We start from the raw sequence: 24397 nt of genomic DNA on the forward strand, positions 1-24397 counted from the left end.
AAAGCCTTCATTTCCTGCCCAAGACAGGGTTGCCCGACTGGAGAAGGTAATGTCATTCGGCAATGGCGCGATTCCGCGCTCGCGGCGGCGTGCCGTGCGGATCCGGGTGCTGGCGGTGCTGCTCTTGGCGGCCGCGTCCGTCGGCCCGGACGCGCACGCCTATCCGTCGCGGGTCCAGGTGTTCGTGGCGAACAGCGGTTCCGACAACGTCACCGTGTACGACACCCGGATGCAGGAGGTGGTCGCGACCGTCCGGGTGGGACGGTCGCCCGTCGGCGTCGGCGCGGCGCCCGACGGGGACCGGGTGTACGTCGCGAACGAGCTCTCCGACACCGTTTCGGTGATCGACGCCCGGACGTATTCCACGGTGGCCACGGTGCCGGTGGGCGTGCACCCGTTCGGTGTCGCGGTGACCGGCACGCGCGCCTACGTGACGAACTTCGGTGCCGACACCGTGTCGGTGATCGACACCGCGACGAACACCGTGGTGCGGCGCATCCCGGTCGGCCACTTTCCGCACAGCGCCGTGGCCGGCCCGGACGGGCGCCGGGTGTACGTGACCGACAACGGCGCGGCCACCGTGTCGGTGATCGACACCGGCACGGACCAGGTGGTGGCCACGCTGCCGGTCGGCCGCTTCCCGGCCGGGATCGCCATCAACCCGGCGGGCGACCGGATCTACGTGGCGGCGACCGGCGCGAACAGCGTCAACGCGATCAGCGCCACCGGGCCGACGCTGATGACGACGCAGCCGGTCGGGCAGGTCCCGATGGGCATCGCGGTGACCCCGCGCGGCCAGGTCTACGTCGCCAACGCCGGTTCCGACACGGTGTCGGTCCTGGGCCGCCCGGAGATCCCGGTCGGGGACCAGCCCGAAGGCGTGGCGGCGGCCCCGGACACGAGCTACGTGTTCGTCACCAACTCGGCCTCGGGCTCGATGTCGGTGATCGACATCGCGACGAACAAGGTGGTCGCGACGGTCCCGGTCGGGAGCGAACCGGAGGGGCTCGCGGTGACGTCCTGAGCGGGCACCTTCAGCCGAGGTCGCCGGTCCGGCTCCAGCTCGCCGCGCGCTTCTCGATCTCGTCCGCGGCCGGGTGCAGGTTGCCCGCCCGGTACAGGGCGACGGCCTGGTGCCACGCCTCGCGGGCCTGGTCCGCGTGGCCCAGTGACTGGTGCGCGTCGCCCATTGCGGCGAGCGTGGCCGCCTGGCGGTAGGTGTTGTCCAGGTCGCGCCACAGGGACAGGGCCCGCCTCGAGCGGTCCAGCGCCTCGTCGTGGTCGCCGGTTTCGGCCGCGATCGCGGCGAGGCTGTCCAAGGCGTCCGCCTGGCCGTAGACGTCGTTGCGTTCGCGGCACCGGGCCAGTCCCGCTTCGGCGTGGGTCCGCGCCTCGTCGTGGCGCCCCAGCCGGCTCAGGCACGCGCCGATCAGGCTGAACGCGCGCGCCTCCCACTTGCCGTCGTCGAGGGCGCCGTACAGCTCCTGCGCGCTGGTGGCGTGCTCCAGGGCCCGCTCGTCGTCCTTCTCGTTCGCCCAGTGCAGCGCCAGGACGAAGTGGACGCCCGCCTGGCCCAGCGTGTCGCCGATCGCCCCGGCCAGCGCCAGTGACCGGTTCAGGTGGTGCAACGCCTCGGCCGGCATCCCGAACGGGCCGTAGACCAGGCCGAGGCGGCGGTGCGCGCGGGCCTGCACGGCCACGTCGCCCAGCCGCTCGGCGGCGCCCAGCCCGGCCAGCCACGACGTGATGTTGGCCTGCAGGTACCCGCGGCGGTAGTGGAAGTTGTCCAGCGTCCAGGCCAGCTGCCACACCCACGTGTCCCAGCCGGCGTCCTCGGCGGCCTGCCGCGCCGCGAGCACGCACTGGTGGTTGCCGTCGAACCAGGTCATCGCGGCCGTGTCGTCGGCGAGCGGGGCCGGGACGCAGCCGGGCGGTGGCTCGCCGACGTCGATCGGCGGGTGCTGCTGGTCGAGCAGGCGGCTGCCGCGGTGGCCGGTGTGCAGGTGGAAGGCGACCAGCCGGCGCAGCGCCGCGGTCCGGTCCGGTTCCGGCTCGTCGGCCAGCGCGGTGGCCTGCGCGTGCTGGCGGACCAGGTCGTGGAAGCGGAACCGGCCGGTCACCGGCTGCTGGAGCAGGTGGTCGTCGACGAGGCTTTCCAGCAGCCGCTCGGCTTCCGCGGGGGCCACGGCGGCCAGCGCCGCGGCGGCGGGGACGTCGATGTCCGGGCCCGGGTTCAGGCCGAGCAGCCGGAACATGCGCTGCTGCGCGGCGTCCAGGTGCCCGTAGGACAACGCGAACGCCGCGGCGACGCTGCGGTCGCCCGCCGACAGCTCGGCCAGCGGCCGGCCCGCCTGGCGCAGCCGGTCGGCCAGGTGGGCCACGGTCCACGCGGGCCGGGTGCGCAGCCGCGCCGCCGCGATCCGGATGGCCAGCGGCAGGTGCCCGCACAGCGCGACGACGTCGCGGACGGCGCCGGCTTCCGCGGCGGGCCGGTCGTCGGCGACGATGCCGTCGAACAGGCCGACGGCGGTGTCCTCCGGCAGCACGTCCAGGGACACGGTGCGCGCCGCCTCCAGCCCGACCAGGCGCCGCCGGCTGGTGATCAGCAGCAGCGATCCCGCGCTGCCCGGCAGCAGCGGCCGGACCTGCGCGGCGTCCGCGGCGTTGTCCAGCACGACCAGGATCGAGCGGCCGGCCAGTTCGGCGCGCCAGAGCGCCGCGCGGGCGTCCGGTTCGCGGGGGATCCGGTCCGCGGCCACGCCGAGGGCGCGCAGCAGCGTGTCCAGCGCCGCCGCCGGGGTGGTCGGAGCCTGGCCGGAGGTGTGCCCGTGCAGGTCGATGAACAGCTGGGCGTCGCGGTAGTGCCCGGCGAGGCGGTGCGCGGCGTGGATCGCCAGTGTCGTCTTGCCGATGCCGGCCATTCCGTCGATCGCCTCGATCACGACGGCCGTCGGCGCGGCGTGCGCGACGCCGCCCGGGGCCGCCAGCAGCCGGGAGAGCTCGGTTTCGCGGCCGGCGAAGTCGGCGATGTCGCCGGGGAGGTCGTTGCGGACCGCCGCGGGCGGCCGGACGGCGACCGGCCGGGCCGGGGCCGCCGGGAGCAGCCGGGGATCGTTGTCGAGGATCCGGCGGTGGATCCCGGCCAGCCGCGGCGAGGGGTCGAGCCCGAATTGGCCGATGAGCACCGTCCGGGCCCGCGTGAACGCGTCCAGCGCGTCCGCCTGGCGGCCCGCGCGGTACAGCGCCGTCATCAGCTGCCCCCACAGCCGTTCGTGGCCGGGGTGCCGGTCGGTCAGCGCGGTCAGTTCGCCGATCAGTGCCTCGCCGGCGCCGGTGGCGAGGTCGGCGTCGATGCGGTCTTCGAGGGCGCCGAGCCGCAACGCCTGCAGCCGCCGGGTTTCGGCCAGCAGCGCCAGCGTGCCGGCGAAGTCCTCGTAGGCGTCGCCGCGCCACAGCGCCAGCGCGCGGGACAGCCGGTCCGCTGCCGTCACCGGGTCCGCCGCCAGCGCCGCCCGCCCGGCGGTCACCAGCCGTTCGAACTCGCGGGCGTCGAGCAGGGCCGGTTCCAGCCGCAGGGCGTAGCCGGCCGCGCGGGTCTCGATCAGGTCGGCGGCGACCGGGGCCAGTGAGCGGCGCACGCGGGACATGTAGGTCCGGACTGTCCGTGGCGTGCCGGGCGTGGCGTCGACGTCCCACAGCGCGTCCGCCATCGTGTCCACCCCGGTGACCCGGCCGGCGTTCGCGATCAGCAGGGCGAGCAGCGTGCGGATGCGGGGACCGCCGAGGTCGAGCGGCCTGCCGTGCACCAGCACCTCGAATGGGCCGAGCACGCGGAACTCCGGCCGGTCGTCCATCCCCACCCTGTTCAGGAGGGGCCGGACCGCGGCGTGGATACGCGTCCGTTCGGCCCAATCCCGGCGTTGTCGACCGGTTGTCGACGGGCTGTCGACGCGCCTTGCCACGGTGGGCCCATGGACGTCGCCAGTGAGATCGTGCTGCGGCTCGCCGATCCGGTGGCCCGCCCTTCCGTGCTGACCGCCGAGGCGCTGCTCGCGATCGGCACCGTGGCCTACGAACTCGACCCCGCGCTCGTGACCGAACCGGCGACGGCGACGTTCGACCGGTTCGACCTCGCCGTGCCGCTCGGGGCCCGGGTGGCGGCGCTGGCCCAGTTCCGCCGCACCGGCGAGCCGGTGCCGTGGGAGGTCAGCGCGTCCTGGGACACCGGGCAGGCGCCGCCGGTCGCGGCCGACGCGGTGTGGACCGGCGCCGTCGTGGTCCGCACGGCGCTGCCCGACGGGACCATTGTGGACGTCTCGACCGGGGCGTCCGAAACGGACTCCCCGGTCGGGATCGACGCCACGGTGGCGATGAGCCCGCCGGAGCACGACCCGGCCCCGGTACCGGTCCCGCTCCCGGTGCTCGTGGCGTTCCTCGCCGCGGACGCCGCCACGAGCCCCCGTGACCTGCTGCGGGCGACCGCGGTGGCCCGGCTCGGCGCCGCCCGCTACGCCGCCGCCGACGTCCCCCGCGGGGCGCCGGCCCGCCGGTTCGACCGCCTCGTCTGCTGGGTCGTCCCGGACACGACGTTCGACGACCCCGGCTGGCCCGGGGCGCCGAGCGACACGACGCCGGAGCAGCGGCGGGCCGGCCGGCTGCGCGCGGCGCGGAGCTGGCTCGCCGGCCAGGGCGTCGCCGTCATCACCACCACGGAGCCCACATGACCGCCAAGTCCCGCGCGAAACGCGCATCGACCACGTCAGAACCACGTACGGAGATCGGTATGGCCACCCTCGTGCAACCGGCTTTCCCCTTTGTCGACGTCACCATCGACACCAGCGCGCTGGTCCCGGTCGCGCAACGTTCGCCGGGCGTGGTCGCCGTCGTCGGCAACGCCGACGGCGCCACCGCACCTGCGTCGACGCCGCTGGTGGTCACCGGCCACGCCGACGCGCTCGCGCTCTTCGGCAAGGCGGGCGCGGCGACCCCGCTGACCCGCAGCCTGGACCTGGTGTTCGCCCAGGACCCGCGGCCCAGCAAGGTCTACGGCGTCCGCACGCCGTCGGCCGGCAGCTACGCCGCCGCGCTCGCGGGCCTGGAGGCCGCGGACGACGTCACGTTCGTCTGCCTGGCCGGGGAGACGACGGTGGGTGCGGCCACCAGCGGCAGCACCCCCGCGACCGGGCTGCGGGCGCTGGCCGAGCACGTGGAGAACACGTCGGCGGCGGGCAACCGGCGGATCGCCGTCGCGATGATCGACCCCGCCATCGCGAAGACCGCGACCTATGTGGACACCGTGCTGGCGGGCGGTTCCTACGGCGCGCTGAAGAGCTCGACCGGCCGGATGATCCTCGTCGCCGCGCGCGGGGCGACCACCGACGAGACGGCGAACCCGAACCCGGTCGCCGACGCCGCCGCGGCCGTGATGGGCGCGGTCGCCGGGCTGGCCCCGGCCACCAGCCTCGTGCTCAAGCAGGTCCGCGGCTTCACGATGCCGATCACCCAGCAGTACGTGCCCGCGGAGGTCACCGGGCTGGCGGGCCAGGGCGTCATCCCGCTGATCGACCCGGCGCTCGTGCCCGGGACCGGGCTGTTCATGGGGGACGGCGGCGTGTTCTCGTCCGATCCCGCGATCGTCTACGGCGACACGCGCCGGGTGATCGACGACGCCGAGGCCCGGCTGCGGGCCGGGCTGATCGGCTCGGTGGGGGACGCGCGGATCACCAAGGCCGGCCTGACCGCCGTGCGCGTCCGGGTGGAGGGCATCCTCGGCCCGCTGCAGCTCGGCGCGGTGATCGACGACTTCTCCGTCACCATCCCGCTGCTGGCCATCCTCGCGCTGCCGGAATCCGCCCGCACCACCGCCGAACAGGCCCAGGTGGTCACCGCCCGCCAGACCCGGCAGGTGTCCGTCCTCATCAGCATCACGTACGGGCCCGCGGTGCACCGGCTCAACGTGACACTCGCCCCCCAGTTCTGACCAGGAGCCCAGCATGTCGAGTCCCGAAGCCAGCTGGAACACCCGCCTCTCGGTGCACTACACCGACGACCGCGGCGTCGACCACGAAATCTCGCCGATCCAGTCCTTCACGCCCACGTTCGCGACCACGGCCGAGCCGTTGCACAGCATCGAACGCACCCACGTCGGTGTCGTCACCCAGCCCTTCTCGCTGACCTTTTCGCTGACGGTCAACGCGATCGGCCCGGCCACCGCGCAGCTGACCGCGCTGGCGCTGAACGCGACCGAGTTCAGCATCGCGATGCAGGAGCGCAGCGGGGACGACTGGTCGTTCTCCACGATCGTGCTCAGCCGGTGCGTGATCACGAGCGCCTCGCCGACGGCCGCGACGGTGACCGGCGCCCCGCAGGCGACGTTCTCCGGCTTCTCCATGCACGTCGACGCGACGGACGCCGGGGGCACCAAGACCTCCGGTCCGCTGCAGGCGTCGCTGTAGAGGGGTAGTTCCGTGTCCGATGCCCCGGAAGCCGGTGCCGGCGGCCTCCTGCCGCTGCCGGAGGAGTGGTGGGACGAAGCGGGGGCGCACGCCACCGCGCGGCCCGGCGGGCTGGTCCTCGAGTTCCCGGTCGAGGTCGAGATCCGGCTGGTTTCGCCGGACCGCCCGGCCGACACGACCATCCAGCGGCTGACCGCGGCGCTGGAGGGATTGGCATGACGACCGTGCGCGTGCCGGTCCGGATCCGGCTCGACCTCGATCCGGCGGGGCCGCCGGACGAGCTGGCGCGGCTGGTGGGGGCCGCGACCGAGCAGGCGACCCTGCGCGCGGCCGAGCGGGCCGGGCAGGTGGCCGTGGTGCGCGAGGGGATCTGGGACGCCCGCCCGCCCGGGGTGACGGTCCGGTTCACCGGTGCTCCGCTGCCCCAGGCGCTGGCCGCCGATCTGGCGGCCGCCACCCGGGCGGCCCTGCACACCGCGACGGCCCGGCTGCGGGCTCCGGCCGCCGGCGCCGCGAAGCGGCCCGCCGGAACCACCGGGACGCCGAAAGCCGCCGTGCGGTTGCGGTCCTTCGCCACGCTGGGGGAGGCCTGGGACGCCGTGCTCGGTCTCTACCACGGCGATCCGCCCGCCGAGGTCCTCGTCATCGCGCGCATCGGCGGCGTTCCGCGGCAGGCGATCGTGGTCGCCAACGGCGGGCAGCCGCGGCTGCGGATCGCGGGCAACTTCACCCTGTTCGTGCCCGAGCGCTTCGGCGGCGGGGAACGGGCGGCCGGCGCGCTGGACGCCGACGAGCTGCGGTACTGGCGGTTCGTCGGCGACCGGAAGAAGTGGCACGCGGCGCTGGTCGAGCTGGACCTGGAGAAGCCTGGCGCACCGCAGTTCGCCTGGCCGGGCCCGGCGGTGATCTACGAGTTCCGCAAGGGCGGTGCCCACGTGCAGTGGCACGTGGCGCCGGCGTCGTTCACCAGCGGGACGCTGCCGGTCGCGGTGCTGACCGAGGAGGTTCGCCGCGAGGGGTACGGGACGGACTGCGCGCCGCTGGACCTCTCCTCGGCCGACGAGGCGGACCTGGAGACGCCCTACCTCGGCGAACCGCACCTGACCGAGTGGCCTGCCGACCGGGAGCACCTGGCCGCGCTGATCGGCGAGATCGCTACCCGGCTGGGCATGCCGCCCGGCGGCTACGCCGGCTCGTTCGCCATCGTGGCCACGGCCGAGATCGGCCGGCAGAGCGAACGCCTCGGTGCCGCCGGCGGCGGGACGCGGGGCCGGCAGGCGGAACTGCGCCGGCTGGCCGAGGTCGCGGTGCTCGCCACCAACCTCGCCGCGGCCTACGTCGACGCGATGTACTCCGCCGACCGCTCGAAGTCGTTGCGCTGCCCGCTCGCCGGCCACAGCGGCCAGTGGGCCGCGCACTTCCACCAGCTGTTCTTCCGGGTGCGGCGGGACGCCGTCGGGCAGCTGTTCGTCTCGGCCTGCCAGGACGTCCTCCTGGAGGTGCTGGAGAAGAGCCTGGCCGAGCTGGACCGGCGGCTGGACAGCACGAACTTCCCGCAGTACATGCGGTTCACCCGCGCGTTGCTGGTGATCGTGCTGGCGCCGAGCGTCGAGCTGGAGGACCTGCGCCGCCGGATCGGCCTCGCCAAGGCGCGCGACCGCAACCCCGGGCTCGCGTGGCGCGCCCCGAACCTGTGGCACGACCGGAACCCGGATGTCGTGGTCCTCGACGGCGAGTACTGGGCCAAGGACACCCGCGGGCGCTGGTGGAGTGACGAGCAGCTGGCCTTCGCGATCGGCACGGCCCGCGACGAGGCGCTCCTGATCGACCCGTTCCTCGAAAAGATCAAGGACCTGTCGGACGTCGCCGGCCGGCTCAAGGACGCGCAACGCCGTGACGACGAGCGCAGCGAGCAGGCGGGCAACGCCGTCACCGAAGCGGTGGACCGCGAGTTTTCCGAGGTGCTCAAGGAAATCCGGCGCGAAAATCTCGAACGCACCGCGCGGGTGCGCCGCGACCGCACGATCGCCCTCGGGCTGGCGAGTTTCGTCGAGGACCGCACCGACGAGATCGGTGCCCGGCTGACCGGCATCCACCGGAAGGCCGACGAGCGCCTGCGGCCGATGTTCGACTTCCAGGCCGTCTACGTCGACGCCCTGCACGAGCTGGCGGCGGCCGAGCTGGGCAAGGCGGAGCTGACGGAGTTCTTCAACCTCGTGGGGCTGCCGTTCCTCGCGGTCTTCTGCCCGCCCGCGGCGTTCCTGCTCGGCGCCGCCCAGTCGCTGGGTGCGCTGGCGACCGCCTACGAGCACCGCGGGATCCAGCGGGCGCTGCTCGGCGGCGACGAGCTCATCACCAGGGCCCAGGCGGAGGCCGAGCTGTGGGCGGCCTGGATCGGGGCCGCGCTCGCGTTCCTGCCGGCGGCGAAACCGTTCGCCCGCGGGGTTTCCGGCGCCGCCCGGCTGGCGTTGCCGGGCGCCGAGCGCCGGGCGGCGGCCATCGCCGCGATCCGGCTGGCCAAGCAGGAGGCCGAGCACCTGTTCGCCGTCGTGACCGCCGAAGAGCTGGTGAGCGCCTTCCTGAAGGAAGCGGTCAAGGGGTACGTGCTCAACCTCGTGCTGTCCTCGGCCATCGAGCGGTTCGTCGACGCGGTCGTGCGCGAAGACCCGCACGGCGAGGTCTCCCGCGACGAGCTGCGCGAGATCATGACCGCGGCGGCCCGCGCCGCCGGGGCAGGTGCGCCGTGACGCCCCGGCCGCCGGGCGGCGCGCACGCCGTGCTGAGCGAGCACCCGCGCCTGCTGGCGGGCCTGTCCGAAGTCCGGCAGCGCACCCGGCTGACCGAGGAACGCCTGCGCGAGCTCTGGGACCGGTCGGTCGGCTCGTCGCTGGACGTCCTCGGGCTCGGGTACGTCCGGGACTTCGAGGCGGCGATGGCGAGCGTGCGGGAGCTGCGCGGGCGGGTCCACGAGCTCTACGAACGGCTCTTCCGGCAGCCGCTGACCGAAGCGGACCTGGAGAACCTCCGCGTGTTCGAGGCGGCGCTGGCCGACGACGTCCAGGCCCTGGCCGATCCGCAGCGGTGGGCCCGCGACCGCCCGAACCTGCCGGACAAGCGGCTCGCCCCGGACGCGGCTCCCGAGCCGCCCACGGAGGCCGGACGCCGGCGGGCCGCCCGGGTGCGGGCGCTGCCCGCGGACCGGCGGGTGGCCTTCGACCGGGCCCAGCTGCTCGCGCCCGGCCGGCTGGAAGCCGCCCTGCGGGAGGAGCCCCGGGCGGAAGCGGCGTTCCGGCGCGAGCTGGCGGAGAAGGGGATGGACGAGGAGTCGATCGCGCACGCCCTCGATGCGCTCGACGACGTCCGCAACCCGGGCCTGGACTACGCGTTCGGCGTCGGCCCGGGCCGGCAGGTGGCCGGGACGGCCCGGGTGCACGCCGCGTACCGGGAGCTTCCGGTGGAGCAGCGGACCCTGGTGAACCAGGCCAACGTCCTCGACCCGGATCTCCTGCGGCTGGTGGTGCTCGGGGAGAACGAAGCCGCGCTTTCCGGGCTCATCGACCGGTTCTGCGCGGACCACGGGATCACCGGGCAGCGGCGGACCGACCTCGAAGCCGCGCTGCGGCGGCTGAACGACGTCCACCGCGAAGCCCTGCACGACGTCGGCCCGGACGGGACCGGCAGCGCCCAGGCCCGGACCCGGGCCGAGGTCCTCGACCGGGCGGCGGCCGAGATCGGGCTGCCGTCCCAGGACGAGATCACCCGCCGGCTGGGCCGCAGCTCGGCTGTTGTCGAGCTCGCCGCGCGCAGCCCGGGACAGCTGGCGAAGCTCGCCTCGGACTGGCTGCGCTACGCCGTGGCGAGGCGGGCGGAGGGCAAGCCGGTAGCGACCCTGGAGCGGTACGTGCGGGCGTTGTCCCGGTCCCACGTGCGCGGCCTGCTCGGCGAGCGCACCGCGGCCTTCCAGCTCGCCGACGACGCCTGGATCATCAAGGTGCCCGACCTGAACGTGACGGTCGGCGGGACCGACTTCGTCGCCGTGGACGTGCGGACCGGCGAAGTCTGGTTCGGCGACAACAAGGCCCTGTCGAGCCGCGGGCTGGGCGAAGTCAGCAGCCTTCTCGACAACATCGCCGACAACATGGCCGCCGACGTCGCCGAGTTCGGCAGCTGGCTCCAGCGCGACGAAGTCCCGTTGCCGCCCAAGCTCGTCGACGCCATCCAGCGCGCGGCGGAGGCGTCGGCCGAGGTCAGCGAATACGTCTCACGGGTGCGGCCCGAGGAGATCACCAGCGATCGCGTGCAACGGCGGATCGGCAAGATCCTCGCCCGCAAGGGCGTCGGCCGCGTGGTCACCAACGCCGGCGGCGAGCTGTCCTGGCTGACCGGCGCGGCCCGGAAGTACCTGTCCTTCAACGACCTCGACCGACGCGGTCCCGTCGCGCCGGAGCGCCGCATCGAGTTGCCCGCACCCGAAGGGAATGTCCCGTGAGCGGTTACGAACCGGGCCTGCACACGCCGAGCGCCATCCTGTCCGACGGGATCGTGCCGGTCCCGCTCTGGGCCGTCACCCAGCTGTCCATCGCGTCGACGTACTTCGTGCCGCAGATCGGCGGCAGCCGGCGCCGCGTCGCCGTCGTCACCCACGACGACACGCTGTCCTTCAGCGCGGTGCTGCTCGGCCCGTCGCGGTTCGCCTGGAAGGTCGCGCTGGAGAACCTGGCCGAATCCAGCAGGCAGGGCACCGCGCTGTCCCGGCTGACCCGCAACGCGGTCGGCGGGCTGGTGCTGATCACCGCGGCCACCATCCGCACCGACCTCGCCGTCCAGTCGCTGACCTTCACCCAGGCGGCCGGGCGGCGCGAGGCGATCGACGTGTCGGTGCAGCTGATCCAACTGCCCCGGCCGGGCAGCCTCGCCAAGCTGCTCGAGGTCGCCTCCGTCGGGGTCGGCGCGCTGACCGACGCCCTGCCGGTCTGAGGGGGACGACGATGACCGCGTTCGCGTTGCCCGGGCTGATCGGCCGGCCGCCCTTCGCCGTGCTCGCCGCGCCGGGCCCCGACGTCCCGGCGAGCGGGCCGGCCGCGCCCCGCGTGCTCAAGCAGGAGCTCGCCGCCGGCCTGCCGGTCCGGATGGACCTCGACGGCGCGCGCGGCCTCGTGCTCGCCGTCCCGCTCGGCGTCGCCCGCAGCGTCCTGTCCGCCGACCCGCAGGCCGTCGTCTTCGACACCCGCGAGGAGGCCGATCCGGCCGCCGCCCGGGACGCCGGGGCCGCGTGGCCGCGGCTCACGCTGCTGTCCGGCGGGGAGATCGGCGAGACGGTCCCGGTGGTGGCCGGGGTGCCGTTCGCGTTGCGGCTCGGGGCCGTGGCGGCCGTCGAGGTCACCGTCGACCTGCTGATCGTCACCGTCGGCACGCTGCGCAGCCCCGGGCAGTTCGGCAGCAGGCTCGCCCTGCGCTGGCGGGACCTGGGCCCGGCGCCCGACACCGGCCCGCCGCGGCCGGCGGGCGACCCCGGCATCCCCGTCCTGAACACCCCGAACCCCTGATCCGGAAGGAGGCACCGATGAGCCGCAGCATCCCGATCGCGACCGCCGAAGGCCCCGACGTCACGCCGGGCACGGTGCCCGCCTGGGCCGTCGTGTTCTCCGAGGAGGAGTCCGGGCGGCCGCTGGCCACGCTCGGCAGCGAGACCTACACCGGTTCGGTGTCGGCCACGCTGCCCGCCGACCTGACCGGCGGGGCGTACGAGATCGTCTTCGAGGGCCTGACCGACGCCGACTACCAGCAGATCCACGTCGCTCCCGGCCGGCACCTGGCCGCCTCGCTGTACCTGTGGTGGCAGGATTCGCCGTCCGGGGTGGCCGGCGACCTGGCCCGCTTCACCGGCCTCGACCACCCGCTCGGGGCGATCACCCCGGACCCGCCGCCGCTGAGCCTGGTCGCGGTCCTGCGCGTCGACCGGGTGTGGCGCCGCTCGGGCACCCGCCGCTTCGAGGCGGTGGTGAGCGGGCGCGAGCTGGTGACGGCCCAGCTGTCCGGGGCGGACGCCGATCCGGTGTCCCAGCCGGGAATCCTGGACGCGGTCCGGGCGATCACCGGCAAGGCCGGGGTGGAGCCGGTCCGCTACTACGGCCTCGCGGACGTCCCGCCGCCGCCGGGCACGGTCGTCCCGGTGCAGATCCCCGTCCGGGAGGGCACCTGCCTGCAGGCGCTGACCGGCGTGCTGGAGGACCAGGCGCGCAAGCTGCTGCGGCGGTACGGCCAGCCGCTCGCCCTGATCCGCAACGGCGTCCTGCACGTCGGGCTGTGGGCCGGGGAGGCGGGACCCCAGCTGCCGCAGCGCCGCCACGTCGACGACGACAGCGGCCTGCTCGTGGTCGAGCGCGGGTCCGCCCGGCCGCGGGAACCGGCGGCGGGCAGCCGGCCGGACGCGCCGCAGTCCCGGCTGACGGTGTCGGTGACCACGCTCGGGCGGCCGGACCTCAAGCCGGGCGACACCCTGGTGGTCGAGCTGCCGCCGGAGGACTTCCCGCAGGCCGAGCCGCCGAGCATCGGGGCGACCCTGCTGGGCTCGCTGAACGTGCGGCCGTTCGGCGATCCGGGCCTCGACGTCACTCCGGCGAACTGCCGGATCACCGAGGTCAGCCACCGGATATCGCGGGAGGAGGGCTTTCTCACGGTCGTGAAGGCGTTCGTGCTGGCCGACGGCGACGACGGCTGGGACCTCGGCGGCACGCCGGCGCCGGAAGTCCGGCCCGCACCCCAGGTCGCCGAGGCGGCCGCGGACCCCGCGCAGGCCTTCGCCGTCAGCCTCCGCGGCGCGACGGCGGGCCTCACCGCCGCCGTCGCGCAGCGGGCCCGTTCCCACGTCGGCCTCGTCCACGACCACTTGGCCGCCGAGGCGACGGAAACCCGGCACACCAGCGACTTCTGGGTCTCCCGGGATCCCGGCGACGGCTCGGGCAGCACCGCGCAGCGGGCCGTGGTCAGCCGGGACGTGCCCGCCGAGGCGCACCGGGTGCCCTACGCGACGCCGTTCGCGTGGGGCAACTTCGGCCTCGTGCTGCCGCGCTACCCGGGCACCCGGGCGCTGCTCGTCGACGGCGCGGGCGGCCCGGGGGAGTACGTGGACGCCGGGGCCCTGTGGGTGCTGGGCGCGGGCCCGGCGGCCCGGCCCGGCGACTACTGGCTGGCGCTGCCGGCGAACGTCGACGCGCCCGAACACCTGCCCCACGACGGATCCCCACCGTCCGAAGTGGACCAGGTACCGCTGGACGGCGCCGCGACGCACGACCTGACCGACAGCCGGGGCAACCGGGTCGTCGAGACGGCCCGGTTCGTGCTGCGCGTCGTCGACGACCCCGGCGCACTGACGCCCGTCCCGCAGCGGCCGGACCCGGAGGCGGACGCGCCCGCGGGCAGCGTGCTGATCGAGACCAAACCCGCATCCGGGACCCCGGCGCGGATCCTGCTGCAGGCCGACGGGAGCGTGACGATCACCGGCTCGTCGATCACCTTCGACGCCGGCGACGGGCAGATCGACCTCAAGGCCAAGGACGTCCGGGTGGCGCTCGCCGGCGGAACGATGGACGTGAGCTGATGGCCTTCCCCGTGACGAGCTCCGGCACGTTCACCTGCGCGCACCACGGCGTCCGGCCGGCGCCGGCCGGCGACGCGAGACTGACCGTCCGCGGGCAGCCCGTGCTGCTGTTCTCCCAGGCCGCCGCGACCGCGCCCTACGTCAACTGCGGTTTCCCGCCGGGCGGCCCACCGTCGCCGTGCCGGACGACCACGCCGGCGCCCGCCCCGAACCCCGGGGTGGCGCGGCGGCTGACCGTCGGCACCGCCGCCGTGCTCCTGGACACGCTGCACGCCACCACCGAGAACCCCCCGTCCGAACAGCCGCCGGACCCGACGAAGACCGTCACGGTCGATGCGGGCCAGGACAAGCTCACCGCTTCGTGAAGGAACGACGATGACCGCTGCTCTGCCACCGCCCCCGCCGGGCGACGACTCCGCCGTCCGCCGTCGCCGGCTGCTCGGGTTCGGCCCGCGCGCCGACCTGACGGACACCGCGGACACCGCCCGCGACCTGGTGCTGCGGGCCACCGCGACCGGCGTCGACCTCGACCTGGTCGAAGGGGTGGACGCGCTCTGCCAGGACCTCGCGATCGGGCTCACCACGCTGCGCGGCAGCGACCCGTTCAACGTGCGGTTCGGCTTCCTCGGCCTGACCCCCCTGGTGCGCCAGACGTCGCCGGTGCTGGCCCGGGAAGGGCTGCGCAGCGCGGTGATCGAGATGGTGGCGGCCGATCCGCGGGTGCGGCGGGTGGTCGACCTGACCACGCCGGCACCCACCGAAGGCCCGGCCTCGCGGTCGTTCGCCATCACCGTCTCCTTCGAAGCCATCACCGGCGATCCGGCGACGCTGGCCACCGGCGGCCTCGCCACCGGCGCCGAGTGGGGCGCCATCGACACCCCGGGCGTCGTCGCGTCCGGTACTCCCGGGAGGACGCCATGAGTTCCGAGACCAGCATCGACCTGACCGACGTCCTGGCCGTCGACGAAAGCGTCACCCGGTCCACCGGCAGCGGCGCGTTCGGCGTCACGCCGTCGGGGTTCCTGCCCAAGCCGTTCACCCGGCTGCTGGCCGAGAAGATCGCGCTGGCCCAGCAGCTGATCGACCCGGCCATCGACCTGACCAGCGGCAGCGTCGTGCGCAAGCTGCTGGAGATCACCGCACTGGAGGACGCCCGGACCTGGGCGGCGCTGGCGGCGGAGTACGACGACAGCTTCGTCAGCACGGCCCGCGGCCGCGCGCTGTCCGACCTGGGCGCGGAACTCGGCATCACGCGGCCGTTCCGCACCGCGACCGGGGCGATCACGCTGACCCTGGCGCAGGCGCTGCCGCCGGGGGTGGCGAACCTCGTGCTGCCCCGCGGTGCGCGGCTGGCCACCCCGGGCGGGCACCGGATCGCGCTCGCCGCGGCCGTGCAGCTGACCTCCGGCGTCACGTCGGCCGTCGCGCCGGTGACCAGCTTCGACCCCGGGCCGGTCGGCAACCTCGACCCGGCGGTGACCGACACGAGCGGCGGGCACCCGCAGCGGATCGACCGGTGGGAGGCCGCCGACACCAAGCTCGACGCGATGATCGACGCCGACGTCGCGGCGGGTTTCCCCGACACGGCCGCGTCGATCGGCCAGGGCCTGGTCCGCATCCAGCACACGCAGGCGCTGACCGGGGGCGACACGCAGTTCGACGACGACCGCTACCGCGCGCTGCTGCTCAACGCCCCGAGGTCGCTGTGGACGGCGGAGTCGATCGCGGCCACGGTGTCGCTGGTGCCCGGCGTACGGCAGGCCGTGGTGCGGGACGGGGCGGGCGGGCTCGACCTGTCCCAGTCGATCTTCGGCCAGTTCGACTTCTTCGAGCGGCTGTTCGCGGCCGACCGGGACATGTCGTCGCCGTTCTTCGTCACCGTGCTGGTCGCGCCGACCGAGGCCGCGATCTGGGACGGCGCGTCCGGGCTGCGTGCGGCCGTGCAGCAGGCGATCCGCGACGTCCGCCCGATCGGGATCTTCCCCGACGTGGTGCGGGCCGAGCAGGTGTACTTCACGGTCGACGTCGACGTGGTGACCGCCGGACTGCCGTTGCCGTCCGGGGCGCTGGCCAGCCGCAACCTCAGCCCCGCCGCGCTCGCCCTCAAGCAGCGGCTGGCGGCGCGGTTGCGCGGGGTCGTCGACGGGCTGACCCTCGCCGAACCGGTGCGCGCCGCCGCGCTGTCCGCGGCCTTGATGGCCGAGCCCGGCGTCGTCGACGTCAACGGGCTCCAGCTGGTCCGGTTCCCGCCGTCGATCGACGCCGTGGGATCCGGCGGGGCGGACAGCACTTCACCGGTCGCGCTCGACGTGGACGAGAACCTGATCGTGGGGGCCGACCAGATCGCGGTCTTCGTCGAGCAGCCCGGCCGGCTGACGGTGCGGTGAGCCATGACCACCACTGACCCACTCCTCGACCCGGCCGGCTTCGGTGCGGGTGCGCTGGCCGCCGCGGCGGCCGAGCTGATCGGGCCGCTGTCCCAGGCGGCCACCCCCCGGCCGCTGACGTTGCGCGCCACCCCGCCGCCGGGGCCGACGGGGCAGGCCGAGGCCGCGGTCGGCAGCGTGACCAGGCAGCCCCTGGTCCTGTGCACCGTACTGTCCGATGTGGACGCTCAAGGGCTGACCATCCTGCCCGCGCTGCAGTCCGGGAACGGTGTGCCCCGAACGCTCCCGGTGGTGACGTTCGCGCCGCACACCGCGGCGGGCACCGCGCTGGTGGCGGCCGTGCCGCCGGCGGGCAAGGGGGACGCCGGCACGCCGTTCTCCCTGCTGGCGCGCGGAATCCGCGGCGGGGAGACCGGCACCGCGCTCAGCGCCGCGCAGCTGATCGCCGCCGTCCGGTTCGACCTCGTCGAAGGCGTGCTCGGGCGGCTGCTCACCGTGCTGCTCGACGAAAAGGGCCGGATCCGGCGCACCGCGCGGCAGATCCGCGCGATGCGGACCCTGGCAGGGGCGAGCGGCAACGCGCTCGACCGGATCGGGGCCGACCTGTCCAGCCCGCGGTTCTCCGACGAGCTGTTCTGGGACACCGAGCAGCAGAGCCCCGCCACCCGGCCGCTCCAGCCACCCGGCACGCGCGAGGACGACGCGTCCTACCGGGCCCGGCTGCGGGTGCTTCGCGGGGTGCGGCTGCCCAGCAAGCCGTGGATCGACTCCGTGCTCGGCGGCGGCGGCTTCCTCGCCGACTTCGGCGTGACGAGCACGGTGACCGCCGACGAGTCGGTCGATCCGCAGCTGATCGCGCTGCGGCTGGTCGCCCCCGGTTCACCGGGCAAGATCCCCGCACTGCTCAACGCGATCCGGCGGGTGCACCTGATCTGGCCCGCCGACAGCGCCGAAGGCGACGACACGCACGCGGCCCGCCTCCTGCCGCCGGACGAGGTGGCCCGCGTGGACGTCCAGCGCGCGGCGCTCGCCGCCTGGCGGGTGGAATCCTTCCAGCCGGTGGCGCCCGCCGTCGCCGAGGCGCTGACCACGCTCGACCAGCGGTGCGGGCAGCTGGGCGCGCGACCGTGGCCTCGTGTCCTCCAAGGACAGGACAACGCGGGCGGGTCGCGGTTCGAGCTCGGGTTCGGGGCGCTGCTCGCCGCGCCCGTCGCGGCCCAGCTCGACGCGGCCGTCACCGCGGCGGGCAAGCTCGGGAATCCGAACCTGGTGCCGCGGCCGAGGTCGGCGGACCCGATCGGGGCGTGGCTGCTGCGCGCCTGCGGCTTCCGCACCGTCGAGCCGGACGCCGACGGCACGGTGTTCGCCAGCACGGCACCGATGGGCCCCCTCGTCATGGACATCGAGCCCGACTCCGACGGCGACGTCCCGCTGACGCTGACCGCGAAGCTGCTCTCGGCGACGGACCCGGACCACGACGTGCCGGTGGTCTCGGTGATCAGCGCGCTCGCGGGCGCGCAGCTGACCCCGGCCGCCGACCCGGCCGCGGTGCTGGCAGGGGCGCGGCCGACCAGCACGGTCCCCGGGCTGGACGCCGCTTTGGCCGATCGGAGCCTGGCGAAGGTGGCCGACGTCGGCGAGTTCACCCGGCAGCTGGGCACCGTGTCGCCCCGCGACTACGCGCTCTTCGACCTCGGTGCCCCGCGCACGGCCGCGGTGCTCAAGGATTCCACCCTGCTGAGCCCGCTGTTCACCACGGCTGCCGACGCCGGCGCGAGCAGCGTCGTCGCGCTGGCCACCGGCGCCGGGACGCTGGCGCTGATGTTCGGCGTCGCGGGGCTGCCGCTGGCGGGCAGCAACCTCGCCGGGGAACACACCCTGGTCCACCGCTGGCAGGCGCGGGCGCTCGGGGAGCAGCACGCGACGCTCTCGTCGCGGCGCGGTGCCGTCGTCACGATCCCGGTCTTCAACGACGGGATCAGCGTCGTGTCGTGCGTGGTGGGACAGCGCTCCGGCGCGAACAACCCGTACACGTGGCGGCCGGCGCTGCCCGACGGCGCCCTGCTGACCCTGCGCCAGTACGAACACCTGCTGAACATCGTCGAGCTCGTCACGCCCGTCGGGGTGCGGGCCGACACCTTCGCCATCCGGCGGCGGCACGTCGACGTGGACGGCTCGGGCACGTCCACCGGCCTGAACATCGCCGCCGCCCGGGCCTACCGGCACTACCGCCTGACGCCGTCCGCGCGGGCAGGACAAGGAGAGAGCTCATGAGCGAACAACCCGGAGAGCAGCTCGTCTACGGCGTCCCGGCGCACACGATCGTCGACGCCCTGCGGGGCGCGGGCGTGGCGGAGGACGACGTCATCGCGGTGCTGGGCCGCGCCATCGCCCGGCAGGCCGGCCCCGGTCTCACGGCGACCGAAACCCCGCCGTTCGTGTTCCAGACCAACGTCCCCCAAGAGGCGCCGCAGTGCGAGCTGCACTTCGAGCCTTCCTTCGCGCATCCGGACTTCGTCGACGGCGTGACCGTGGTGCAGGCCGGGGAGACCGCCACCGAGATCGGCTTCAACCGGCGGTTCCACGCCATCGAAGACGACCTGGGCGACGTCGCCGAGGCCCTGCGCACGGTCAGCAACTGCATGAAGGAGCTGCGGCTGGAGCTGTTCGGGGTGGTCCAGGAGCTGCAGGTGAAGCTCACCGCGCTCGACCGCCGGATCGACCCGATCAAGGACAAGCAGGAGACCAAGGAGACGAAGGAAAAGGAGAAGGAGAAGGAGGGCAAGGAAAGCAAGGACAAGGAAGGCAAGGACACCAAGGAGAAGGAAGGCAAGGAGCACAAGGACAAGGAAGGCAAGGAGGGCAAGGACGACAAGGAGCGGGCCAAGGACGACCGCAAGGAGTTCCTCGACCTCGCCGGCACCGCCGCTCCGGGCTCCCCGCCGCCCGCGGCGGACCAGGCCGAGGGCGACGAGCGCACGTTCATCTCCCTGGAGGACCGCCCCGAGGTCGGCCGGGACGCGCTGTCCGGTCCGGACGAGGACAGCTGAGATGCTGCTGATCCTCGCGCACGCCCAAGACGTTTCCGCTCGCGCCCTCGCCGCCCGGTGGGGGAGCGAGGCGCTCCTGGTCACCGCCGGCGACCTGGACCGGGCCTGCTGGAGCCTCGACGTGGACCGCGACGGCCGGGTCACCGCCGGGCTGGCGACCGCGGAGGGGACACCGATCCCGGTGACCGGCGTGCTGAACCGGCTGGGCGTGATCACCGGCGCTGACCTGCCCCGGGTGCACTCCGGCGACCGCGCGTACGCCGGGGCCGAGCTGACCGCGTTCCTCCTGGCCTGGCTCGACGCGTGCCCCGCCCCCGTGCTGAACCCGCCCGATCCGCGGTGCCTCAACGGACCGCCGTGGTACCCCGAGGAGTGGGCCGAGCTGGCGGCGTCGGCCGGCCTGCGGGTCGACGCGGCCGACCGCCGGCTCGGGCTCGGCGTCGCGCCGCCGCTCGCCGCCGTCCCGGACTGGGACGGGGCCGTCCGGGTGCAGGTGGTGCGGGACGCCTGTTTCGGCGACGTGCACCCCGAGGTGGGCAAGCGGTTGTGCGAGCTCGGCCGCCTCGCGGGCACCCCGCTGCTCACGGCGACCGTGTCCGGCCCGGGCCCGCGCGCCCGGGTGCGCGACATCTCGGCGTGGCCGGACGTGTCCGACGCGCAGGTGGCGGACGCCGTCTTGGCCGCGCTGCGGGGGACCGTCGCGGAGGTGGCCGGATGACCATCCTGCTGTGGGGCCTGCTCGCGGACGACCCGATGGCCGCCGTGCTGGCGCAGCTGCGGCAGCTCGACGCCCCCGTCCGTTTCCTGGACCAGCGGCGCGTGCTCGACACCACCGTGCGGGTCGGGGCCGGTCCGCACGGCCGCACCCGGGTGATCGCCGGCGGCGAGGAGTTCGACCTCGACGCCGTGCGGGCGGCCTACGTGCGCCCGCACGACAGCACCCGGCTGCCCGCCGTGCGCGCGCTGCCGCCGTCGGCGCCGGAATGGCGGCACGCCGCCGAGCTGGACCAGGTGCTCAACGCCTGGACCGACCGCACCCCCGCCTACGTCCTGAACCGGCCGGAAGCCGGCGCGAGCAACGGGTCCAAGCCGTACCAGCTGCGGTTCGTCGCGGCCGCCGGCTTCCGCGTGCCGCCGACCCTGGTCACGAACGACCCGGCCCGGGTCGAAGCGTTCCTGGCCGAACACGGCGACGTCATCGTCAAGTCCACCAGTGGGATCCGCAGCCGGGTGCGCCGCGTCGGGGCGGCCGACCGCGCCCGGCTGGCGGCCGTGACCGCCTGCCCGACCCAGTTCCAGCGGCACGTGCCGGGCACCGACGTGCGCGTGCACGTCGTCGGCACCGAAGTGTTCGCCGCCGAGGTGGACAGCGACGCCGACGACTACCGCTACGCCCGGGCGCAGGGGTTCCGCGCGCCGGTGCTGACCGGGATCGACCTGCCGTCCGGCGTCGCCGACCGCTGCCAGGACCTGGCGAAGCGGCTCGGGCTGCCGGTGGCCGGCGTCGACCTGCGGCGGACCCCGGACGGCGAGTGGTACTGCTTCGAGGTCAACCCTTCGCCGGGGTTCACCTACTACGAATCGAGAACCGGCCAGCCCATCGCGGCGGCCATCGCCGGGCTGCTCGCCGCGGCGGAGTTGTGCAAGGAGCGTTCCGCATGACCACAGTGGACACCGGCGTCCGGCCGGCCGGGGAGATCGCCTTCGGGAGTGCCCGGGCCTTCACGGCCGGCCTGTTCACCCCGGCGGAGGTGGCGGAGGTCCTCGCCGCGGTCGACGCGGTGCCGGCCGGGCTGCGGCGCGGCGACACCCCGGGCCTGAGCACGATCGGCGAGGCGTTCTACCGCAACCGCGAGCGCCCCGGCTACTACGCGGCCTGCGCCCGCGCGGAGAACCGCTTGCTGTACCGGCACTTCCGGCTGGTCCACGAGCGGGTGGCGGCGTTCTTCGAGCAGCGGTACGGGCTGCCGGTGGTGTACGCCGAGGACCTCGCCGTCCCCGGCTTCCACCTGTTCGAGTTCCCGGGGCCCGGGGAGTACGCCGGCGGCGGCTGGCACGTCGACGCCCTCGAGACGCAGGTGCCGTCCCTCCTCGCGCGCCGGGCCGACATCACCGCGGTGGTCAACTTCACCGTGCCGTTCGCGCTGCCGGACGGCGGGAGCGGCCTGGACATCGAAGCCGACGTGCCCGGCGCCCCGCCCGGCCGCCGGGGTGGCGGCGTGCCGGTCACGGTGCCCTACGGCACCGGCACGGTGGTGTTCACCGAAACCGAGCTGTGGCACCGGATCTCCGGCTCGCGGTGCCTGACCCCCGGCCAGCGCCGGGTGACCTACCAGGGCCACGGTGTCCGGCTCGGCGGCCGCTGGCTCTTCTTCTGGTGAAAGGTGTGGCGATGAAACGGATCCGAGGGCGGGCGCTGCTGGTGACCGCGGCGATCGCGACCCTGTCGGTGGCGACCGCGGTCGTCGTCTCGGCGGCCGCGGTGCCCCGGGCCGGCTCGGGGACCGGCGGGTGCTTCGACCCCGCGGCCTTCGGCGCCGTGCCGGACGACGGCGTGGACGACCGGGCGCCGGTACAGGCCGCCATCGACGCGGCGGGGGCCGCGGGCGGCGGCACGGTGTGCCTGAGCAGCGGGCACTGGCGCGTGTCGCGCGCGCCGGCCGGGTCCTACGACCGGTTCGCCGCGCTGTCCACGCACAGCGCGCGCGTGATGATCACCGGCAGCGGACCGGGCACGGTCCTCGAACTGGCCGGCGACCAGCAGGCGGGTGCGGTCGCGGTGGTGTCGCTCGACCCGGGGGCGAGCGACACCACCGTCGAACGGCTCACGATCGACACCTCGGCGGCCACGAACACCGACGAGCAGACCCACGCGATCGCGATCGGCTCCGGCGTCTGCACGACGGCGAACGGAACCTGTTCGATGCCGGTCACGGACGTCACCGTGCGGGACGTCGTCTTCGCCCACCCGGCGGCGGCCGGCGCGCGCAAGGGCGACTGCATCCGGGTGCTCGGCAACACCCCGGCCACCGCGGTCCGGCGCGTGACGATCGCCGGCGGCTCGTTCGTCAGCTGCGCGCGGTCCGGGATCGGCGTGCAGCGCAACGTGTTCTCCCTGGCCGTGCTGGGCAACCACTTCGGCGAGCGGATCGGCGACACCGCCTTCGACGGCGAGGCGACCGGCGGCGACTGGGACGACGGGCTGCGGCTCGAAGGCAACTCCTTCGCCGACTCGACGGTGACCTTCAGTGCGTCCCTGACGTCCTACCGGCACGCGACGATCACCGGCAACACCTTCGGCGGCAAGGGGCTTTCCCTCTACCGCACCGAGGACGTCGTCGTGGCGGGCAACACCTTCGACGTGACGGCGGTGAGCGGGGCCGGCGTCGTCGACTCGCAGAACGTCGCCACCGGCGACAAGATCGACGGCAACGTCATCCGGCGGCACGGCGTGGCCGGTCCCGGCATCCGCGTGACCCCGCACAGCGGCGGGTTCCCGGACCGGGTGACGATCACCGGCAACACGATCGCGGTGGACGGCGACGCGGACGGCATCTACGGCGATTCGGTGCACGAAATCGGCGTCCGGGACAACGACATCACCTTCACCGAAGCCGCCCCGGACGGCTCGGGGATCGCGCTGCAGGGCATCAGCGGGCCGATCGAAGACGCCACGATCACCGGCAACACGGTGGCCGGGACGAGCCCGTACTTCGCCGCGGTCCGCCTCGATTCACGGCCGGAGCCGTTCCACGGGGTCACGGTCGCGCTCAACTCGGCCCGCGGCGCGGCCCGCTCGCTGCAGTGTTCACAACGCGCGGCGGGCGGCTTCCCGCCGTCGATCGTCTCGACCGGGAACCGGTGGAACGTCCCGCCGTCCTGCCCGGTCGCCACGCTCCAGCCGGGGCAGTAGGGGAGAGGAGATCCGTGATGGCCAGGGGCACCGATGTCCACCCCTTCTACCAACGCGGCCTGCGCTGGGACCAGGTCGACGACGTCGCGTTCGCCTGGGTCAAGGTGTCCGGCGGCGGGGCGCCCTACCAGCACGTGGAACGCGGGCTGGTCTACCGCCCGGACACGCACGTGGCGGGCGCGAAGGCGCGGGGCATCCCCGTCGGCGGCTACCACTACGCGCAGCTCGCGCCCGGCCCGGAGCGGCAGGCGGACGTGCTGGCCGGCGAGGTCCGGCGGCTCGGCGCGACCGGGGTCGTGCCGCTGCTGGACCTCGAGGCCCCGTTCCGGCCGGACGCGGTGGCGGCGGAGTTCGCCACGGCGTTCTGCCGGCGGATCGCGGCGGCGGGCTTCCGCCCGGCGGTCTACCTGAGCGCGTCCTTCGCGGCGGCCTTGCGGCCGGACCGGTGGGACGTGCCCGGCCTGGTGATCGTGATCGCCCGCTACGGCGCCCGCCCGGAAGCACCCGGACCGGGCCGGTACCCGGGCCGCTACGACGTCCACCAGTACACCAGCGGCGGCACCCTCCCCGGCTCGGCGGGTGCGGTCGACTTCGACGAGTCCTACACCGGAAACCACCTCGGCCCGGAGGCCGCCATGCCCTTCACCAGCGACGACTTCGCCCACCTGATGTGGGGGAACGTCTTCGACGTCAACGGAAACCGCAACTACGCCGCGTTCATCAAGGACATGGACGCGAAGCTCACCGCCCTCGGCTCGTCGCTCGACGCGATCACGAAGCTGATCACGGACAGCCCGGAGCACCCGGTCGACGCCCAGAAGCTCGCCGACGCCCTGGAGGGCAAGCTGGTGGCCGACCTGGTCCCGGCGGTGACCCGGACCGTGGCCACGGCGGCGGGCGGCGAGATCGCGGACGAGGTGCGGAAGATGCTCGTCGAGCGCCTCGGCACATCGGCCTGACGCGCTGCCCGGGGCGGGCCCACGGCCCGCCGG

At 74.6% G+C, this 24397-nt stretch carries 21 protein-coding genes; 20 read left to right on the plus strand and 1 reads right to left on the minus strand.

Annotated elements, in window-relative coordinates; all coding sequences use genetic code 11:
- Positions 1-49: 49 nt before the first annotated feature.
- Positions 50-1024, plus strand: coding sequence for a beta-propeller fold lactonase family protein (locus tag AB0J55_RS02985; RefSeq protein WP_364241910.1), 975 nt, complete (start codon positions 50-52; stop codon positions 1022-1024).
- 10 nt (positions 1025-1034) lie between these two features.
- On the opposite strand, the gene AB0J55_RS02990 is transcribed toward AB0J55_RS02985, so the two are convergent.
- Positions 1035-3854 carry a BTAD domain-containing putative transcriptional regulator gene (locus AB0J55_RS02990; RefSeq protein ID WP_364241912.1) on the minus strand — a complete coding sequence of 940 codons (2820 nt, stop codon included), beginning with the start codon at positions 3852-3854 and terminating at the stop codon, positions 1035-1037.
- A gap of 117 nt (positions 3855-3971) precedes the next feature.
- Between AB0J55_RS02990 and AB0J55_RS02995 the strand changes: the two genes are divergently transcribed.
- From AB0J55_RS02995 to AB0J55_RS03085, 19 genes are read left to right on the plus strand one after another with little or no spacing between them, the layout of a single operon-like run.
- Positions 3972-4724 (plus strand): hypothetical protein, encoded by a 753-nt coding sequence (locus AB0J55_RS02995; RefSeq protein WP_364241915.1) that lies wholly within the window; start codon positions 3972-3974, stop codon positions 4722-4724.
- Positions 4725-4783: 59 nt separating this feature from the next.
- On the plus strand, positions 4784-5980 hold the full coding sequence (locus tag AB0J55_RS03000; protein ID WP_364241917.1) for a hypothetical protein: 1197 nt from the start codon (positions 4784-4786) through the stop codon (positions 5978-5980).
- A 13-nt stretch (positions 5981-5993) separates the two neighbouring features.
- Entirely contained in the window at positions 5994-6455 is a 462-nt protein-coding gene (locus tag AB0J55_RS03005; protein WP_354818426.1) for a hypothetical protein, read from the plus strand.
- A 12-nt stretch (positions 6456-6467) separates the two neighbouring features.
- Positions 6468-6674 (plus strand): hypothetical protein, encoded by a 207-nt coding sequence (locus tag AB0J55_RS03010; RefSeq protein ID WP_364241920.1) that lies wholly within the window; start codon positions 6468-6470, stop codon positions 6672-6674.
- A complete protein-coding gene (locus tag AB0J55_RS03015) occupies positions 6671-9202 on the plus strand; it encodes a hypothetical protein (protein ID WP_364241923.1) in 2532 nt (843 codons plus the stop codon). Before AB0J55_RS03010 ends, AB0J55_RS03015 begins: the two co-directional genes overlap by 4 nt.
- Positions 9199-10944: a hypothetical protein gene (locus tag AB0J55_RS03020; protein ID WP_364241926.1), complete on the plus strand. Its 1746-nt coding sequence runs from the start codon at positions 9199-9201 to the stop codon at positions 10942-10944. The genes AB0J55_RS03015 and AB0J55_RS03020 overlap by 4 nt, the downstream gene beginning before the upstream one ends.
- Positions 10941-11432, plus strand: a complete 492-nt coding sequence (locus tag AB0J55_RS03025) for a hypothetical protein (RefSeq protein WP_364241928.1) — start codon at positions 10941-10943, stop codon at positions 11430-11432. Before AB0J55_RS03020 ends, AB0J55_RS03025 begins: the two co-directional genes overlap by 4 nt.
- 11 nt (positions 11433-11443) lie before the next feature.
- Positions 11444-12001 (plus strand): hypothetical protein, encoded by a 558-nt coding sequence (locus tag AB0J55_RS03030; RefSeq protein WP_364241931.1) that lies wholly within the window; start codon positions 11444-11446, stop codon positions 11999-12001.
- A gap of 17 nt (positions 12002-12018) precedes the next feature.
- On the plus strand, positions 12019-14055 hold the full coding sequence (locus AB0J55_RS03035) for a hypothetical protein (RefSeq protein ID WP_364241934.1): 2037 nt from the start codon (positions 12019-12021) through the stop codon (positions 14053-14055).
- Positions 14055-14420, plus strand: coding sequence for a hypothetical protein (locus tag AB0J55_RS03040; RefSeq protein WP_364241937.1), 366 nt, complete (start codon positions 14055-14057; stop codon positions 14418-14420). The genes AB0J55_RS03035 and AB0J55_RS03040 overlap by 1 nt, the downstream gene beginning before the upstream one ends.
- Before the next feature lie 10 nt (positions 14421-14430).
- The gene (locus tag AB0J55_RS03045) at positions 14431-14976 is read left to right on the plus strand and encodes a hypothetical protein (protein ID WP_364241940.1); all 546 of its coding nucleotides are present in this window, start codon (positions 14431-14433) and stop codon (positions 14974-14976) included.
- Positions 14973-16442 carry a hypothetical protein gene (locus tag AB0J55_RS03050; protein ID WP_364241943.1) on the plus strand — a complete coding sequence of 490 codons (1470 nt, stop codon included), beginning with the start codon at positions 14973-14975 and terminating at the stop codon, positions 16440-16442. The genes AB0J55_RS03045 and AB0J55_RS03050 overlap by 4 nt, the downstream gene beginning before the upstream one ends.
- A 3-nt stretch (positions 16443-16445) precedes the next feature.
- Positions 16446-18716 carry a hypothetical protein gene (locus AB0J55_RS03055; protein WP_364241946.1) on the plus strand — a complete coding sequence of 757 codons (2271 nt, stop codon included), beginning with the start codon at positions 16446-16448 and terminating at the stop codon, positions 18714-18716.
- Positions 18713-19492 (plus strand): hypothetical protein, encoded by a 780-nt coding sequence (locus AB0J55_RS03060; RefSeq protein WP_364241949.1) that lies wholly within the window; start codon positions 18713-18715, stop codon positions 19490-19492. The genes AB0J55_RS03055 and AB0J55_RS03060 overlap by 4 nt, the downstream gene beginning before the upstream one ends.
- 1 nt (position 19493) lies before the next feature.
- The gene (locus AB0J55_RS03065) at positions 19494-20210 is read left to right on the plus strand and encodes a hypothetical protein (RefSeq protein ID WP_364241952.1); all 717 of its coding nucleotides are present in this window, start codon (positions 19494-19496) and stop codon (positions 20208-20210) included.
- Positions 20207-21154: a RimK domain-containing protein ATP-grasp gene (locus tag AB0J55_RS03070; RefSeq protein ID WP_364241955.1), complete on the plus strand. Its 948-nt coding sequence runs from the start codon at positions 20207-20209 to the stop codon at positions 21152-21154. Before AB0J55_RS03065 ends, AB0J55_RS03070 begins: the two co-directional genes overlap by 4 nt.
- Positions 21151-21873 (plus strand): hypothetical protein, encoded by a 723-nt coding sequence (locus AB0J55_RS03075; RefSeq protein WP_364241958.1) that lies wholly within the window; start codon positions 21151-21153, stop codon positions 21871-21873. The genes AB0J55_RS03070 and AB0J55_RS03075 overlap by 4 nt, the downstream gene beginning before the upstream one ends.
- An 11-nt stretch (positions 21874-21884) precedes the next feature.
- On the plus strand, positions 21885-23405 hold the full coding sequence (locus AB0J55_RS03080) for a right-handed parallel beta-helix repeat-containing protein (protein WP_364241960.1): 1521 nt from the start codon (positions 21885-21887) through the stop codon (positions 23403-23405).
- Positions 23406-23422: 17 nt separating this feature from the next.
- Positions 23423-24364: a GH25 family lysozyme gene (locus AB0J55_RS03085; protein ID WP_364241962.1), complete on the plus strand. Its 942-nt coding sequence runs from the start codon at positions 23423-23425 to the stop codon at positions 24362-24364.
- Positions 24365-24397 lie beyond the last annotated feature (33 nt).

The organism is Amycolatopsis sp. NPDC049688, from assembly GCF_040674975.1.
Lineage (GTDB): Bacteria > Actinomycetota > Actinomycetes > Mycobacteriales > Pseudonocardiaceae > Amycolatopsis.

Coding starts and splice junctions, on each gene's coding strand:
- AB0J55_RS03040 (WP_364241937.1), top strand. CDS start 14,055: ATGGCCTTCCCCGTGACGAGCTCCGGCACGTTCACCTGCGCGCACCAC.
- AB0J55_RS03065 (WP_364241952.1), top strand. CDS start 19,494: ATGCTGCTGATCCTCGCGCACGCCCAAGACGTTTCCGCTCGCGCCCTC.
- AB0J55_RS03085 (WP_364241962.1), top strand. CDS start 23,423: ATGGCCAGGGGCACCGATGTCCACCCCTTCTACCAACGCGGCCTGCGC.
- AB0J55_RS03050 (WP_364241943.1), top strand. CDS start 14,973: ATGAGTTCCGAGACCAGCATCGACCTGACCGACGTCCTGGCCGTCGAC.
- AB0J55_RS03030 (WP_364241931.1), top strand. CDS start 11,444: ATGACCGCGTTCGCGTTGCCCGGGCTGATCGGCCGGCCGCCCTTCGCC.
- AB0J55_RS03075 (WP_364241958.1), top strand. CDS start 21,151: ATGACCACAGTGGACACCGGCGTCCGGCCGGCCGGGGAGATCGCCTTC.
- AB0J55_RS03055 (WP_364241946.1), top strand. CDS start 16,446: ATGACCACCACTGACCCACTCCTCGACCCGGCCGGCTTCGGTGCGGGT.
- AB0J55_RS03070 (WP_364241955.1), top strand. CDS start 20,207: ATGACCATCCTGCTGTGGGGCCTGCTCGCGGACGACCCGATGGCCGCC.
- AB0J55_RS03035 (WP_364241934.1), top strand. CDS start 12,019: ATGAGCCGCAGCATCCCGATCGCGACCGCCGAAGGCCCCGACGTCACG.
- AB0J55_RS03045 (WP_364241940.1), top strand. CDS start 14,431: ATGACCGCTGCTCTGCCACCGCCCCCGCCGGGCGACGACTCCGCCGTC.
- AB0J55_RS03015 (WP_364241923.1), top strand. CDS start 6,671: ATGACGACCGTGCGCGTGCCGGTCCGGATCCGGCTCGACCTCGATCCG.
- AB0J55_RS03060 (WP_364241949.1), top strand. CDS start 18,713: ATGAGCGAACAACCCGGAGAGCAGCTCGTCTACGGCGTCCCGGCGCAC.
- AB0J55_RS03080 (WP_364241960.1), top strand. CDS start 21,885: ATGAAACGGATCCGAGGGCGGGCGCTGCTGGTGACCGCGGCGATCGCG.
- AB0J55_RS02995 (WP_364241915.1), top strand. CDS start 3,972: ATGGACGTCGCCAGTGAGATCGTGCTGCGGCTCGCCGATCCGGTGGCC.
- AB0J55_RS03005 (WP_354818426.1), top strand. CDS start 5,994: ATGTCGAGTCCCGAAGCCAGCTGGAACACCCGCCTCTCGGTGCACTAC.
- AB0J55_RS02990 (WP_364241912.1), bottom strand. CDS start 3,854: ATGGACGACCGGCCGGAGTTCCGCGTGCTCGGCCCATTCGAGGTGCTG.
- AB0J55_RS03000 (WP_364241917.1), top strand. CDS start 4,784: ATGGCCACCCTCGTGCAACCGGCTTTCCCCTTTGTCGACGTCACCATC.
- AB0J55_RS02985 (WP_364241910.1), top strand. CDS start 50: ATGTCATTCGGCAATGGCGCGATTCCGCGCTCGCGGCGGCGTGCCGTG.